Annotated in this window: 16 protein-coding genes; 10 read left to right on the top strand and 6 right to left on the bottom strand. The window is 63.7% G+C overall.

Annotated elements, in window-relative coordinates; all coding sequences use genetic code 11:
- Positions 1-27: 27 nt before the first annotated feature.
- The 3 genes from DH08_RS22920 to DH08_RS22910 form a co-directional block, all read right to left on the bottom strand.
- The gene (locus DH08_RS22920) at positions 28-771 is read right to left on the bottom strand and encodes a 2OG-Fe(II) oxygenase (protein WP_192181447.1); all 744 of its coding nucleotides are present in this window, start codon (positions 769-771) and stop codon (positions 28-30) included.
- A gap of 270 nt (positions 772-1041) precedes the next feature.
- Positions 1042-1566 carry a carboxymuconolactone decarboxylase family protein gene (locus DH08_RS22915; protein WP_192181446.1) on the bottom strand — a complete coding sequence of 175 codons (525 nt, stop codon included), beginning with the start codon at positions 1564-1566 and terminating at the stop codon, positions 1042-1044.
- A 6-nt stretch (positions 1567-1572) separates the two neighbouring features.
- Positions 1573-1995 (bottom strand): OsmC family protein, encoded by a 423-nt coding sequence (locus DH08_RS22910; RefSeq protein WP_192181445.1) that lies wholly within the window; start codon positions 1993-1995, stop codon positions 1573-1575.
- A 179-nt stretch (positions 1996-2174) separates the two neighbouring features.
- Here DH08_RS22910 and DH08_RS22905 point away from each other — a divergent pair, with 179 nt between their 5' ends.
- The 9 genes from DH08_RS22905 to DH08_RS22865 all read left to right on the top strand — a co-directional run bounded on the left by DH08_RS22905 (position 2175) and on the right by DH08_RS22865 (position 9285).
- Complete coding sequence (locus DH08_RS22905; RefSeq protein ID WP_192181444.1) at positions 2175-2843, top strand: phytochelatin synthase family protein; 669 nt, start codon at positions 2175-2177, stop codon at positions 2841-2843.
- Positions 2844-3003: 160 nt separating this feature from the next.
- The gene (locus DH08_RS22900) at positions 3004-3189 is read left to right on the top strand and encodes a hypothetical protein (RefSeq protein ID WP_192181443.1); all 186 of its coding nucleotides are present in this window, start codon (positions 3004-3006) and stop codon (positions 3187-3189) included.
- Positions 3190-3466: 277 nt separating this feature from the next.
- The gene (locus tag DH08_RS22895) at positions 3467-4192 is read left to right on the top strand and encodes a 3-keto-5-aminohexanoate cleavage protein (RefSeq protein ID WP_192181442.1); all 726 of its coding nucleotides are present in this window, start codon (positions 3467-3469) and stop codon (positions 4190-4192) included.
- Between the two features lie 200 nt (positions 4193-4392).
- Positions 4393-4902: an Lrp/AsnC family transcriptional regulator gene (locus tag DH08_RS22890; protein WP_192181441.1), complete on the top strand. Its 510-nt coding sequence runs from the start codon at positions 4393-4395 to the stop codon at positions 4900-4902.
- A complete protein-coding gene (locus DH08_RS22885; RefSeq protein WP_192181440.1) occupies positions 4899-6062 on the top strand; it encodes a saccharopine dehydrogenase family protein in 1164 nt (387 codons plus the stop codon). Before DH08_RS22890 ends, DH08_RS22885 begins: the two co-directional genes overlap by 4 nt.
- Positions 6063-6162: 100 nt before the next feature.
- Entirely contained in the window at positions 6163-6951 is a 789-nt protein-coding gene (locus DH08_RS22880) for an ABC transporter substrate-binding protein (protein ID WP_192181439.1), read from the top strand.
- 227 nt (positions 6952-7178) lie between these two features.
- Entirely contained in the window at positions 7179-7856 is a 678-nt protein-coding gene (locus tag DH08_RS22875) for an amino acid ABC transporter permease (protein ID WP_192181438.1), read from the top strand.
- Positions 7853-8527, top strand: a complete 675-nt coding sequence (locus DH08_RS22870; protein ID WP_192181437.1) for an amino acid ABC transporter permease — start codon at positions 7853-7855, stop codon at positions 8525-8527. The genes DH08_RS22875 and DH08_RS22870 overlap by 4 nt, the downstream gene beginning before the upstream one ends.
- Positions 8528-8556: 29 nt before the next feature.
- The gene (locus tag DH08_RS22865; RefSeq protein WP_192181436.1) at positions 8557-9285 is read left to right on the top strand and encodes an amino acid ABC transporter ATP-binding protein; all 729 of its coding nucleotides are present in this window, start codon (positions 8557-8559) and stop codon (positions 9283-9285) included.
- 3 nt (positions 9286-9288) lie between these two features.
- Here the strand turns inward: DH08_RS22865 and DH08_RS22860 are convergent, their stop codons facing one another.
- From DH08_RS22860 to DH08_RS22850, 3 genes are read right to left on the bottom strand one after another with little or no spacing between them, the layout of a single operon-like run.
- Positions 9289-9690 carry a GFA family protein gene (locus tag DH08_RS22860; protein ID WP_192181435.1) on the bottom strand — a complete coding sequence of 134 codons (402 nt, stop codon included), beginning with the start codon at positions 9688-9690 and terminating at the stop codon, positions 9289-9291.
- A 33-nt stretch (positions 9691-9723) separates the two neighbouring features.
- Complete coding sequence (locus DH08_RS22855; protein WP_192181434.1) at positions 9724-10782, bottom strand: Gfo/Idh/MocA family protein; 1059 nt, start codon at positions 10780-10782, stop codon at positions 9724-9726.
- Between the two features lie 56 nt (positions 10783-10838).
- Positions 10839-11624, bottom strand: coding sequence for a ThuA domain-containing protein (locus DH08_RS22850; RefSeq protein ID WP_192181433.1), 786 nt, complete (start codon positions 11622-11624; stop codon positions 10839-10841).
- Positions 11625-11778: 154 nt separating this feature from the next.
- On the opposite strand from DH08_RS22850, the gene DH08_RS22845 reads away from it, so the two are divergent.
- Complete coding sequence (locus DH08_RS22845; RefSeq protein WP_192181432.1) at positions 11779-12534, top strand: bestrophin-like domain; 756 nt, start codon at positions 11779-11781, stop codon at positions 12532-12534.
- The last annotated feature ends 3 nt before the right edge of the window (positions 12535-12537 follow it).

The raw sequence follows: 12537 nt of genomic DNA, 5'->3' as shown, positions 1-12537 counted from the left end.
GAGATTGGCAGCCGCGGCGCCAGGCCTCTACTTCGCGTCGTGGAAGATGATGCCGACCGTATGCCGCATGCCCGAGCGCAGGCGGCTGACGCCGTGCCTGAGGTTCACGCGATAGTGGCCCTTGGTGCCTTGCACCGGGCGATTGTGGACTGCGAAGACCACAGCGTCGCCCTGGGTGAGCGGCACGACCTCGGCGCGGCTCTGCATGCGCGGGCGCTGCTCGGTCAGCACGAACTCGCCGCCGGTAAAATCCTCACCTGGCTCTGACAGCAGGATTGCCACCTGCAGCGGGAAGGCGAGATCGCCATAGAGGTCCTGGTGCAGGCAGTTGAAGTCGCCGGGGCCGTATTGCAGCAAGAGCGGTGTCGGCCGCATCTGGCCGTTGTCGTGGCATTGTTTCAGGAATGCGGCGTGGTCCGCGGGATAGCGCTGCGCCAGCCCCAAGCGCTCGTTCCAATCATTGGCGACCTCGGCCAGACGCGGATAGAGCGCGGTGCGCAAGGCGCCGATCAGATCAGGCAAAGGGTAACGGAAATAGCGATACTCGCCCTTGCCGAAACCGTGACGTGCCATGTGGACATGACTGCGGAAGTGCTCTTCGTGCGGATAGAGCGCCGCGATCTCGGCGCATTCCTCGGGCGAAAGCAGCTTTTCCATGACGGCGCAGCCATGGTTGTTCAGTTCGCCAGCCAGTTCGCTCCAGTCCTGATCGGCGACGCGCGCCTCCGCCGAACGATTTGCACGACGAGCACTTATAGAATGGATGGTCATGGATTTCGCTCCCGATAGCTTTTGTTGCCCATGAAAGTGGGGCGGACGGCAGGTGGGAGCCACCCGTTTCCTGCGGAGATTGGGCGCCACTTTCCCTTCTCCCCTTGTGGGAGAAGGTGGATCGGCGCGACAGCGCCGAGACGGATGAGGGGTGTTGGAAGGAATGAGGCGGCGGCGATTTCAGACACAATACCAAGCTGGAACACCCCTCATCCGACCGAGCTTCGCTCGGCCACCTTCTCCCACAAGGGGAGAAGGGAAGATCGCACGTCACCGCTTCCGATAACCCTCCAGCTCCGGATCGAGATCGACGCGCACCGCGTTGGTGAACACGCAGGTCGCCACCATGATGCCGGCGAAGGCGACGAGATTGACCAGAAGCGGCTCGTCGTAACTTGCTTTCAATTGCGACCAGATCGCATCAGAAACCGCGTTGGCGTCGGTTGCAATCGCCGTGCCCAAGTCGATCAGCACTGCTTCGTCGGCGGTGGGTTCGATGCTACCGGGGTCGAGCCCTGAGTCAATCAGCGCGCGGCGGAAGAAGGTGACCGGAATCTCGGCGCGGCAGGCTTCAGAGATCGCCAGCGACAACAGCCAGATGGCGCGATCGCCGAGCGTGGGCCTGAGCAGGTCGCGCAGGGTGAACCATTCGGCGTAGATGCGGTGGGCGGCCGGCGACTGCAGGAGGATCCGCTTCATGTTGGTCATGCGGCCGCGCAGCGCGAGTTCCCTGTCGTGCTCGGCGCGGATTTCGGCGGATGCCGTCGCGTAGTCGATCGGGGAAAGTTCGGCCATAACCCCTCACCCCAACGTCGCGTGCAATTCAGGCAAGCCGCGCAGCGTGTTGGAGACGGTGCAAATCGCCTCGGCATCCTCGACGATGCGCTGCTTGGTGGCCAAGTCGAGGTCGCCGGCAATCTCCAGCCTGATGTTGAACGTCTCGACGCGCGATGGCTCGTCCTTCGCCTTCTCGCCGCCGACCTCCGCCCTCACCTCGCCGAGCCGGTCGGCAACGCCGAGGCGCGTGGCGGCGATGCGGGCGCTCAGCACCATGCAGGCGGCCAAAGAGGCGTAGAGCAGGTCGAGCGGATTGAAACCCGGCGCGCTGACTGCGGTGACGACATCGACCGTGCCGCCGGTCGGCGTGGTGACGAGCGGCAGGCCGCCCGGCGGCAGGACGGCCAGCGCGCCGGTGACGCGGGTCCTCACCTTGAGTTCACCCATGGTAAAATCCTTTCGACCGCGGCAGACAAGAATCAAGGGCGCAGCCGCCGTGGCGCGCGCCCTGCCCCGCTATATGGTACGCCCGGGGTCGACGCCGCAACATCGACTGTTGTCTCCGATTTCGCTACGCTGTGGCACTTCTGAATTGTCCTGTTGCTGCACTGTTTCGAGGTTCGGCAATGAAGCGCAGTCTCGCCTTTGGTTTGATTGCAGTTGCCGGCCTTGGCCTGCTTGGCGGCGGCGCACTGTTGCTTGTTGGCCAGACCGCGGTTTCGCCCGACGCAATCCAATCGTCGGTTATCCGTACCCCTGCACTGATCGACAGCGCCTGGAAGCTGCCGGTGGCGGCCACGTTCAACGCCGGCCTTGACTGGCAATCGAACGGCTCGCGGTGCGGTCCGGCCAGCGTCGCAAACACATTCCGTTCCATCGGAGAGGAGGAGACAAGCGAGGCCGAGGTCCTCGAGGGCACGGGAAAGTGCTGGACAGGCTTTTGCATTATCGGGCTCACGCTGGACGAGGTTGCCGAGGTCGCTCAAACGAAGACCCGTCGGAAAGTCTCCGTGCTGCGGGACCTGAGCGCCGAAGAATTCCGCGAGCACATGAAGCGCGCCAACGACCCGGGCCGCCGTTACATCATCAACTTCACCCGCGAGAAGATCTTCGGCGCCGGCAGCGGCCATTTTTCCCCGATCGGTGGCTATCTGGAGGCCGAGGACATGGTTTTCGTCCTCGATGTCAACGAACGCTACAAGCCCTGGCTGGTCGAGCGTGAACGCCTGTTCTCGGCCATGGACACGATCGACAGCGATGGCGACAAGAAGCGCGGCTTGCTGCTGATCGAGTGAAAACGACAGCGACGCCTGGGTGCACCCAGGGCGTAAAAAATTGCCCGATTTCAAGCCGATACGAACAAGCGCGAAGGCGCAGCTTTCCATATGTGGGCTCATTCACACGGCCGCAGGGCGCTGACTGCTATATTGGCCTCTTCGCACAATGGAGGCTCAAATGAGGTTCGTCGCAGTGCAGGAGCCGGATGACAGTTGGGCGGTGTTTGACTCGACGGTCGACGAGCCCACCGACTACTCTGGTCGCGTCCTTCTTGGTTTGACGTCGAGTGAGGCCCAGTGGTTCGCCGAAGTAGCAAACGATGAAGTCGCATGGCGGGAAAGCAACCGATTGGGCGCGCATTAGTGCCTGGTCGAGCCGGAACCTGTCATCTGAGCCGAATGGGCAATCGTCAAGCGGCTGACCATCTGCCAGAATGCTTGCCGGCACGGAGTCCGGTTCTTACGGCCTTGGCTACCGGCAGCGCCGCCGGCCGCTTCCCCTCTCCTGCTTGTGGGATCGGAAAGGCGTTTGCCTGCAGCCACCACCGGCGTATCGCCTGTCAGGAATGATTGGCTGCCTGATTCCGGTTTGCGCCGGCCTCGGCTAGAGTGGCCGCAACCGCAACCGGGTCGTTCCTCCGATGATCGTCCAGACCTGCATCAACGGCGCGCGCGGCGCCGAATTTCATCCGCAACTGCCGCTCGATGCCGACGCCATGGCGCGCGACGGTGCTGCTTCTGTGGCCGCCGGTGCGGCCGAGTTGCATGTGCATGCGCGCGGGCTGGACGGCCGCGAAAGCCTGGCACCGGCGGCGATGGACGCGACGGTTCTGGCGCTGCGCCGGGCTTGCCCGGGCACGCTGATCGGCGTCTCCACCGGCGCCTGGATCGAGAATGACGACCAGCGCACGCTTGTGGCCATCGCCGGCTGGCGCGAATTGCCGGACTATGCCTCGGTCAATCTCAGCGAGGCGGCGGCGCCGCTGGTGATGGAAAGCCTGCGCCAGCGCGGCATCGGCATCGAAGCCGGGCTGGCGTCGATCGCCGACGCCGAGCGCCTGGTCAGCCTCGACCATGGCGGACGGGTGCTGCGCATCCTGATCGAGATTTCAGAGCAGACGCTGGACGAGGCTTTCGCCGTTTCGGACGGCATCGAGGCCGTGCTGGAACGCGCCGGCATCCGGCGCTCGATCCTGCTGCATGGCGAGAACGCGACCGTGTGGCCCTTCCTCGAGCGGGCGGCGGAGCGGAAGTGGTCGACGCGCGTCGGGCTGGAAGACGGCAAGGAGTTGCCTGACGGAACGACTGCACCCGGCAATGCGGCGCTGACGGCGGCCGCGGTGGCGATCTTCCGTGCTGGGCGATAGTCGCTGATCCATCCAGATAGACCCTTTGCGCCGAAACGATGTTTCGCGCGGCGATGCGACCTGGTCGGGCGTCGGGTGTATCCGGCGTGTTGACAAACCGTCGGAACCGCTCTTGCTGTTTTAAAATATTGTCCCTATGATATTTTCATATAATAAAGAAAACGCCTCAAAATTTTTCTCTTTTGTGAAAGTTTGAGCCTTTGCGCGAACACCTCGACCAGACCGACCGCCGACTGGTCAAATTGCTGTCGCAGGATGCCCAGCCCGGCATCAATCGGCTCGCAGAGACAATGGCGGTCTCGGTGCCGACGGTGCGCACGCGGCTGCGCAACCTGCTCGACCGCAACCTGCTCAAGATCGTCGGGCTGCTCAACCTGACCGAACGCCCTGAATTGATCTCGGCTATTGTCGGCATCAATGCGCAGGGGCGCGGCCGCGCCCGCGAATTGGCGCAGCGCATCTCGGAACTGCCTTTCGTCAACTCGGCCTCCGTCGTCACCGGGCGTTTCGACATCATCGTCGACGTGACCGTGGCCGGCGATGTCGCCGACCTCTACCGCATCACCAGCGAGCTGATCCCCGGCGCGGGCATTCCGGGCGAAGTCGTGCGCAGCGAGACCTTCGTCGTCATGGCTTCCTGCAACAAATGGGTCAGCCTGCCGGAAGGCTGCTGGTCGGAAGAAACACCGGCGCGCAAGGAGCCGGCATGAGGATCGCGGTTCTGGGCGGCCTCGGCCTGCAAGGCCGGGCAGCCATTGCCGATCTCGTCGCCAGCGTCGATGTCGAAGAAGTCGTCTGCGTCGATACCGCCTCTGACGGCCCTGCCCGGCTTGAGGGCCTGACCGACCTTTCGCGCGTACGTTTCGTCGTGCCCGAGGGTGCGATCGGCCCGGCACTCGTTAATGTGCTGGCCGATGTCGATGCGGTCATCGATCTGTTGCCGCAGCCGCTGATGCGCGAGGCGGTGCTGGCGGCGATCGCGACGCGCACGCCGCTGGTCACCACCAATTACGGCAAGGCCATCGCCGATCTGGCACCGGCGGCGGAAAAAGCCGGCGTTTCGATCATGACCGAATGCGGGCTCGACCCCGGTATCGACCTTGTGCTTTACGCGCGCGCCGCAAGGCAGTTCGACAGCATTGCATCGATCGATTCCTATTGCGGCGGCATCCCCGAGCCAAAGGCGATGGCCAAGCCGCTTTGCTACAAGGTGAGCTGGAACTTCGACATGGTTCTGGTCAGCCAGAACCGCGACAGCGTGATGATCGAGGACGGCGAGCGCGTCGCGGTGCCGGCCGGCCGGCAACACGACAACCGCTTCATCCATGAGATCGAGGTCACGGGCCTGGGCCGGCTGGAGGCCTTCCCCAATGGCGACGCGCTGCATTACGTCGAGATGCTGGCCGCCGCCAAGGGGCTGCAGCGCTCCGGCCGTTATACGCTGCGCTGGCCGGGATGGTCGGCGTTCTGGGCGCCGCTGAAGGAGCTTGGCTTCCTATCCGAAGACAAGGTGCCCGGCACCAGCGCCAGCCCGCGCGAATTTCTCGGCCGGCTGCTCGGCCCGCAATTGCAGTACGGCGCCGACGAGAAGGACCTTTGCGTGATGCGCAATGTCTTTTCCGGCAGCGAAGGCGGCCGCCGCAAGACGGTGACCTCGGAGTTGATCATCGAACGCGACCTCCAATCCGGCCTTTTCGGCATGAGCCTCGGCGTCGGCTACCCCGCAAGCATCGTGGCGCAGATGCTGGCGCGAGGCGAGATCACTACCCCCGGCCTGCTCAACCCGCTGCTGCATGTGCCCGACGGTCGCTTCTTCGACGAACTGGCCAAGCACGGCATCCGGGTGACCGAAACGGTCGACTGGGACTGAGACAGATTTTCGGACGGTGGTCGCCGCCGGCAACGGCGCTGCCGCTCAGAAAGCACCCCGAAGGGTGAAAATAACAAACGACAACAAGGAGGAATGCCCAATGAAGATTGCCAAGCTTTTCATCGCCGGACTTGCGCTCGCCGGCCTCACCACTGCTGCCGGTGCCGGGACACTCGACGACATCACCAAGCGCGGCGAGTTGCGCGTCGCGGTACAGACGCAGGGACCACCCTTCTCTTTGGTCGGCGCCGCCGGCGAACGCACAGGCAGTTCGGTCGAACTCGCCGAACTGATGGCCAAGGAAATGGGCGTCAAGATCACCTTCCTCGATTTCGACTGGGACGGGCTGATCCCGGCGCTGTTGTCGGGCAAGGCCGATCTGCTGGTCGCCGACATGACGCCGACCTTGGCGCGGGGCATGAAGGTCGCCTTCACCAAACCTTACATGTATACGGGCAGCACCGTCTTCACCAAGGCCGACAGCAAGTTCAAGACCACCGAGGACTGCAAGGCCAAGGGCACCAAGATCGCCGTGCTGCTTGGCGCCACCGGCGAGAAGGAGGCCAAGACCGCCTTCCCCGATGCCGACATCAAGAGCTACAAGGGCGGCGGCCCGCTGCTGCTCGACGCCGTCAACAACGGCCAGGCCGATTGCGGCGTCAACGACGTCTCGGCGGTCAAGGGTCAGTCGACCGCCTATCCGGCCGGCAGCTTCACCATCATGCCGGACCTCCTGTCGAAGGAGCCACTTGCGTTCGCCACACGCTATGACGAGCCGGACCTGCTGGTCTGGATGAACCTGTTCCTCGATCAGGTCAGCGTCGACGGCCGCCTGCAAAAGAACCTCGACTACTGGGTCAATTCCGACGCCTGGAAGAAAGACCACTGACATAGGACGTAGTGAGTAGTGAGTAGTGAGTAATGAGTAATGAGTAATGAGTAGTGAGTAGTGAGTAGTGAGTAGTGAATCGCAAATCCCGACACGCTTCCCTATTTCTTGCTTCCCAATCACCACCTCCTAATTACTACTTACTACTTACTACTTACTACTTACTACTTACTACTTACTACTCACTATTCACTATTCACTATTCACCACTCACCAGTCACCGCCCCATGCTCGAAAATTTCAGCTTCCGCACCATCGTCGAATATCTGCCTCTGTTCGGGCAGGGCCTCGTCACGACCGTGTGGCTGTCGGCGCTGTCCTTTGCCGGGGCGCTTGCCGTCGGCATCGTGCTCGCTGCCATGAACCTGCAGCGCGGCTGGCTGTTTCGCGTTCCGGCCAAGGCCTATATCGACGCGGTGCGCGCCACGCCTTTGCTGGCGCAGCTCTATTTCCTCTATTTCGGCCTGCCCCGGCTCGGCTTCGTGCTGCCCGAGCTTGTCGTCGGCATCCTCGCGCTGTCGTTGAACAGCGGCGCCTATATCGCCGAGATCATCCGCGCCGGCATCCTGTCGATCCCGCGCGGCCAGGTGGAAGCCGGCGTCGCCTCGGGGATGACCTATATCCAGCGCATGCGCCTTGTCATCCTGCCGCAAGCGTTCAAGGTGACGATCCCGCCACTGCTCGGCCAGGCGATCGTGCTGGTCAAGGATTCGGCACTGCTGTCGCTGATCTCGGTTTCCGAGCTGACGCGCGCCGGCCAGTTGCTTGCGTCTGACCGCTTCATGCCGGCGGAAGGTTTCATCACCATCGCCGCCTTCTACCTGCTGCTCTATTACGGCCTCAAGGGACTGGCGGCGCTCTCCGGTCGCTGGCTCGGCTTGCAGCCGGCAAGGAGCAGCACATGATCTGGCAGCAACTGCAAAGCCTCGCCGGAAGCTACCCGCTGGCGCTGCGCGGCCTCGGCATGACCGTGGTGCTGTCGCTGATCAGCCTGGTGCTGGGCACGCTGCTCGGCTTTGGCCTCGGTATCCTGCGCACCGGCGGCAACCGGCTGATCAGTGTGGCGATCGGCGCCTGGGTCGACCTGATCCGCGGTACGCCGTTCCTGGTGCAGATCTTCCTGATCTTCTTCATCCTGCCGGAATTCTGCATCGAGCTCGATGCTTTCACCGCCGGCATCATCGCGCTGACCAATCTCGCCGCCTGCTTCATCTGCGAGATCGTCGCCGCCGGCATCCGTTCCGTCCCGACTGGTCAGGTCGAGGCAGCCCTTGCATCCGGACTGTCTCGCTGGCAGCGCATGCGCCAGGTGGTGCTGCCGCAGGCGATGCGCATCGTGCTGCCGCCGCTGGTCGGGCAATATGTGCTGCTGATCAAGGACTCTTCCGTCGTCTCGGCGATCGGGCTGACCGACCTGACCCGCGTCGGCTGGCTGGTGGTGCAGCGTGTGCCCAACGGGCTGCTGGTCTTCTTCCTGGTCGGCGTCGGCTATTTCATCGTCTGCTATCCGCTGATCATGCTGGCCCGCCGGCTGGAACGCCGCATGGGTGCGGCACATGGCGAGGTGCAGTTGTGACGTCGAGCCCCAGCAAAAATGGTACCGGCATGATCGAGTTTCGCGGCGTCAACAAATGGTTCGGCGCACTCAACGTGCTTCGGGATATCACCCTCAGCGTCGAGCCGCGCGAGGTCGTCGTCGTCTGCGGCCCGAGCGGCTCGGGCAAGAGCACCTTGATCCGCTGCATCAACGGGCTGGAGACGATCAAGGACGGCGATCTGGTGGTCGACGGCCAGCGCCTCGGCGACCCCGCCACCAACATGACGCGGCTGCGCACCGAGATCGGTTTCGTCTTCCAGTCGTTCAACCTCTATCCGCACAAAACAGCGCTCGAGAACGTGACGCTGGCGCCGATCCATGTGCGCAAGATTCCTCGCACCGAAGCCGAGCAGGCCGGGCGCGAGCTGCTGGCCAAGGTCGGCCTGGCCGACAAGGTCAACGCCTATCCTTCACAACTGTCCGGTGGCCAGCAGCAGCGCGTGGCGATCGCGCGCTGCCTCGGCATGCGCCCCAAGATCATGCTGTTCGACGAGCCGACCTCGGCGCTCGATCCCGAGATGATCTCGGAAGTGCTCGACGTCATGGTCGCGGTGGCCGAGGAAGGCATGACCATGATGGTGGTGACACACGAGATGGGCTTTGCCCGCAAGGTCGCGCAGCGCATGGTGTTCATGGATGCCGGCGCCATCGTCGAAAGCGGCACGCCGGATGAATTTTTCGCGCAACCGAAGACCGACCGCAGCCGCGCATTTCTGAGCAAGATTCTGAGGCACTAGGCTTCAGCCGAACGTCACCAGAGGCTCGGTGCGGATCTCGACCCACTCGCAGCGCCGGCTGTCGTGATAGAAGGACTGGAAGGGCGGCGGGAAGGATGGGTCGGCGAAGGCGCCCACCGGGATGGCGATCACGCCGGGCTGGACATCGATCCGGTAGTGCACCGTGGTCCCGCAATCGGGGCAGAAATTGTAGGTGACGCGGCCGCCCGCTTCGCCGATGCGCGTGAATTCCGCCGATCGTCCCTGGACCGATACGCCGTCTTCGGCAAAGCGGACATTGAAGCTGAAGGCGCTGCCGGTGCGCCGCTTGCAGTCCAGGCAATGGCAGACCGAGATGCGGACGGGTTCGCCCACGCAAGTGGCTGACAGCTGGCCGCAAGAACATTCCGCGCGACGCGTGACCATGGCTGGCTCCTTTCCGAACCGGACGAAACGGCCTCACTGCGTGTCGGCGTGGGCCCTCAGTTCCGCCCTTTTTTCGTCCGAGACGACCGCAAGGTCCAGCACCTTCTGCAATTCGGCGGCGTGGTGAAAGGACGGCTCGGGCTGGACGCCGCTCAGCACCGCATCGGCGAAGCGCTGGTAGTTGGTCGGCACGGTGCCGGCATCGAGCACCTGCCATTTGGCTGTCTCGATGTTGGCGCCCATACATGCCTTGAGTTCCGAGCCTTCCAGATTGTGCACCACTTCGAGGCCGCCACTGTCGCCATAGATGCGCAGCCTCAGCTCGTTGAAGTGGCCGGTCGCCCAGCGGCTGGCGTGCACGACGCCGAAGGCGCCATTGGCGAAATCCAGCGTCATGGCGAAGCTGTCATTGGCGTCGAGACCGTATTCGCCGATGCGGTTGCCGGGCGCCTTGTCGAAGGCCCTGAGGCGGCAGAAAACATGGTCGATGTCGAGGGCGGCGCCATAGCTGGCAAAATCGAGGATGTGGATGCCGACATCGCCGAGCACACCGTTGGAGCCGTGGTCGCGCGACAGGCGCCACAGCCATTTCGGATCGGTGCGCCAGTCGCCCCAATGCTTCGACACCAGCCAGCTCTGCAGATACGACGCCTCGACATGCCGGACCGTGCCGATCTCGCCTGCAAGCACCATGGCGCGTGCCTTCTGAAGTGCTGCGACATTGCGATAGGTGAGGTTCACCATGTTGACGATGCCGGCGGCTTCGGCGGCATCCGCCATCTCGTTGGCCTTGCCGAAATTCTCGGCAAGCGGCTTTTCGCACAGCACCGGCTTGCCGGCGGCGATCAGAGCCATGGTGGTCGGATGATGGATGCGGTCCGGCGTGACGTTGGCGACCGCGTCGAAGGCGCCCCATTTCAGCGCTTCCTCCAGCGACGCGAAGCGGTTGGGAATGCCGAAGCTGTCGGCGAATTCGCCGACGCGCCTGGCGTCGACATCGACGGCGGCGACGATTTCGACGCCCTTTATCTTGCCGAACTGCCGGGCATGCTCCTGCGCCATCCAGCCGGTGCCGAGTATCAAAAGCCGCATTTTTTGCTCCCTGGAGCCAGAAATGGAGATTAAACGATCAGGCCGCGCCGGCGTCCTCAGCGGAAGCCGGCTTCGCCGGTGGCGTGGAGTTTTCCGCCGCGCTCGACGATCGGCTCCAGCGCCTTGTCGACCGGCACGTTCGGCGCATCGAGGATGGCCGGCTTCGCACCCTGCGGGTTGTGCGCCCATTTCACGGCGTTGCGCAGCACCTTCTGCACGGTGGCATCGTGATAGGTCGGATAGGTCTCATGGCCCGGCCGGAAATAGAAGATGCTGCCGGCGCCGCGCCTGTAGGTCAGCCCCGAGCGGAACACCTCGCCACCCTGGAACCAGGAGATGAACACCGTCTCCAGCGGCTCCGGCACGGCGAACTGCTCGCCATACATCTCCTCGTTCTCGAGCTCGAAATATTCGCCGATGCCCTCGGCGATCGGGTGGCTGGGGCTGGTGACCCAGAGCCGCTCGCGCTCGCCGGCCTCGCGCCATTTCAGCGTGCAGGGCGTGCCCATCAGCCGCTTGAAAATCTTCGAGAAATGGCCGGAATGCAGAATGATCAGCCCCATGCCCTCGAAGACCCGGCGCGCCACGCGCTCGACCACCTCGTCGGCGACGGCGCCATGATCCTTGTGGCCCCACCAGACCAGCACGTCGGTCTCGGCCAGGCGCGCGGCCGGCAGGCCGTGCTCCGGCTGCTCCAGCGTCGCGGTCGAGGCGGAAATGCCAGTGTCCGCGTTCAACGCCCTGGCGATCGTGGCGTGCATGCCTTCGGGATAGATCGAGGCGACCACCTCATTGGTGCGCTCATGGATATTCTCGCCCCAGACGACAGCGCGTATTGTCATGACATCCTCTTGATGGTGTGAAGCCGGAGCCGCCCCGATCATACATAGTGCCTTCGGCTGGCATTGAAAGCGCTTTTCGCGCAACGCCGTAGCCGCCAGTTCTGCCAAAATGATTCAGCGCGACATTTGCCCAATGTCGTGCGCAATATCAGCCATGAGGGAGGGCCTGATTGGATTGGGGATCTTCATCTGTCTGGCCGGCGCTTCGCTGACCAGCCTGATGATCTATGAGAGATTTCCGAGCCACCATCGCCAGGACGACACGAGCGCCGTCGTGCGGCATGCCGCGAACCTGTTCGTGGTGATGTCTTCGCTGGTGCTCGGCCTGATGATCAATTCGGCCAAGAACACGTTCGAATCCATCGACCACAACGTCCACGCCTTCGCAACGGAACTGATCCTGCTCGACCGCTCGCTCAGGCAATACGGACCCGAGACGGACCCGGCACGCCAGTCGCTCGCCGCCTACGCGCAGCGGGTTGTCGATGCCACCTCCCCCAGCCAGCAGACTCCGGCCGTCGCCAACCGGCTGTCCGAGCTGCTGCTCAACCAGGTCGGCGACATGCTGGCGGCGCTGACGCCGCCGGAGGCCAGGCATGCGGCCCTGCTGCAGAGTGCGGCCCAGCAGCTGCAGAAGGTGATCGAGCGACGCTGGGTGCTTATCGAACAGTCGGAAGGTGCGATCCCCGCGCCGCTGATCGCGCTGCTCGTCGCCTGGCTGACGCTGATCTTCGCCAGCTTCGGCTTCCGGGCACCGCGCAACGCCACCGTCGTCGGCACCTTCATCGTGTCGGCAGCACTGGTCGCCTCGGCACTCTATCTGATCCTGGACATGGACCTGCCGTTCTCGGGCCCGATCCAGATTTCGCCGGCGCCGCTGCAGCGGGCGCTGGCGGAAATGACGCAGTGATGT

Origin of the sequence: Mesorhizobium amorphae, from assembly GCF_014843845.1 — a bacterium.
GTDB classification, from domain to species: domain Bacteria; phylum Pseudomonadota; class Alphaproteobacteria; order Rhizobiales; family Rhizobiaceae; genus Mesorhizobium; species Mesorhizobium amorphae_A.
The sequence above is the reverse complement of the archived record's forward strand: the minus strand, read 5'-3'. Positions and strand labels throughout refer to the sequence as shown.

What these genes read in the sequence shown, in the direction of transcription:
- DH08_RS22870 (WP_192181437.1), top strand. Translation starts at nt 7,853, where the DNA reads ATGATCTGGCAGCAACTGCAAAGCCTCGCCGGAAGCTACCCGCTGGCG.
- DH08_RS22900 (WP_192181443.1), top strand. Translation starts at nt 3,004, where the DNA reads ATGAGGTTCGTCGCAGTGCAGGAGCCGGATGACAGTTGGGCGGTGTTT.
- DH08_RS22860 (WP_192181435.1), bottom strand. Translation starts at nt 9,690, where the DNA reads ATGGTCACGCGTCGCGCGGAATGTTCTTGCGGCCAGCTGTCAGCCACT.
- DH08_RS22905 (WP_192181444.1), top strand. Translation starts at nt 2,175, where the DNA reads ATGAAGCGCAGTCTCGCCTTTGGTTTGATTGCAGTTGCCGGCCTTGGC.
- DH08_RS22895 (WP_192181442.1), top strand. Translation starts at nt 3,467, where the DNA reads ATGATCGTCCAGACCTGCATCAACGGCGCGCGCGGCGCCGAATTTCAT.
- DH08_RS22855 (WP_192181434.1), bottom strand. Translation starts at nt 10,782, where the DNA reads ATGCGGCTTTTGATACTCGGCACCGGCTGGATGGCGCAGGAGCATGCC.
- DH08_RS22910 (WP_192181445.1), bottom strand. Translation starts at nt 1,995, where the DNA reads ATGGGTGAACTCAAGGTGAGGACCCGCGTCACCGGCGCGCTGGCCGTC.
- DH08_RS22915 (WP_192181446.1), bottom strand. Translation starts at nt 1,566, where the DNA reads ATGGCCGAACTTTCCCCGATCGACTACGCGACGGCATCCGCCGAAATC.
- DH08_RS22885 (WP_192181440.1), top strand. Translation starts at nt 4,899, where the DNA reads ATGAGGATCGCGGTTCTGGGCGGCCTCGGCCTGCAAGGCCGGGCAGCC.
- DH08_RS22845 (WP_192181432.1), top strand. Translation starts at nt 11,779, where the DNA reads ATGAGGGAGGGCCTGATTGGATTGGGGATCTTCATCTGTCTGGCCGGC.
- DH08_RS22850 (WP_192181433.1), bottom strand. Translation starts at nt 11,624, where the DNA reads ATGACAATACGCGCTGTCGTCTGGGGCGAGAATATCCATGAGCGCACC.
- DH08_RS22865 (WP_192181436.1), top strand. Translation starts at nt 8,557, where the DNA reads ATGATCGAGTTTCGCGGCGTCAACAAATGGTTCGGCGCACTCAACGTG.
- DH08_RS22920 (WP_192181447.1), bottom strand. Translation starts at nt 771, where the DNA reads ATGACCATCCATTCTATAAGTGCTCGTCGTGCAAATCGTTCGGCGGAG.
- DH08_RS22880 (WP_192181439.1), top strand. Translation starts at nt 6,163, where the DNA reads ATGAAGATTGCCAAGCTTTTCATCGCCGGACTTGCGCTCGCCGGCCTC.
- DH08_RS22875 (WP_192181438.1), top strand. Translation starts at nt 7,179, where the DNA reads ATGCTCGAAAATTTCAGCTTCCGCACCATCGTCGAATATCTGCCTCTG.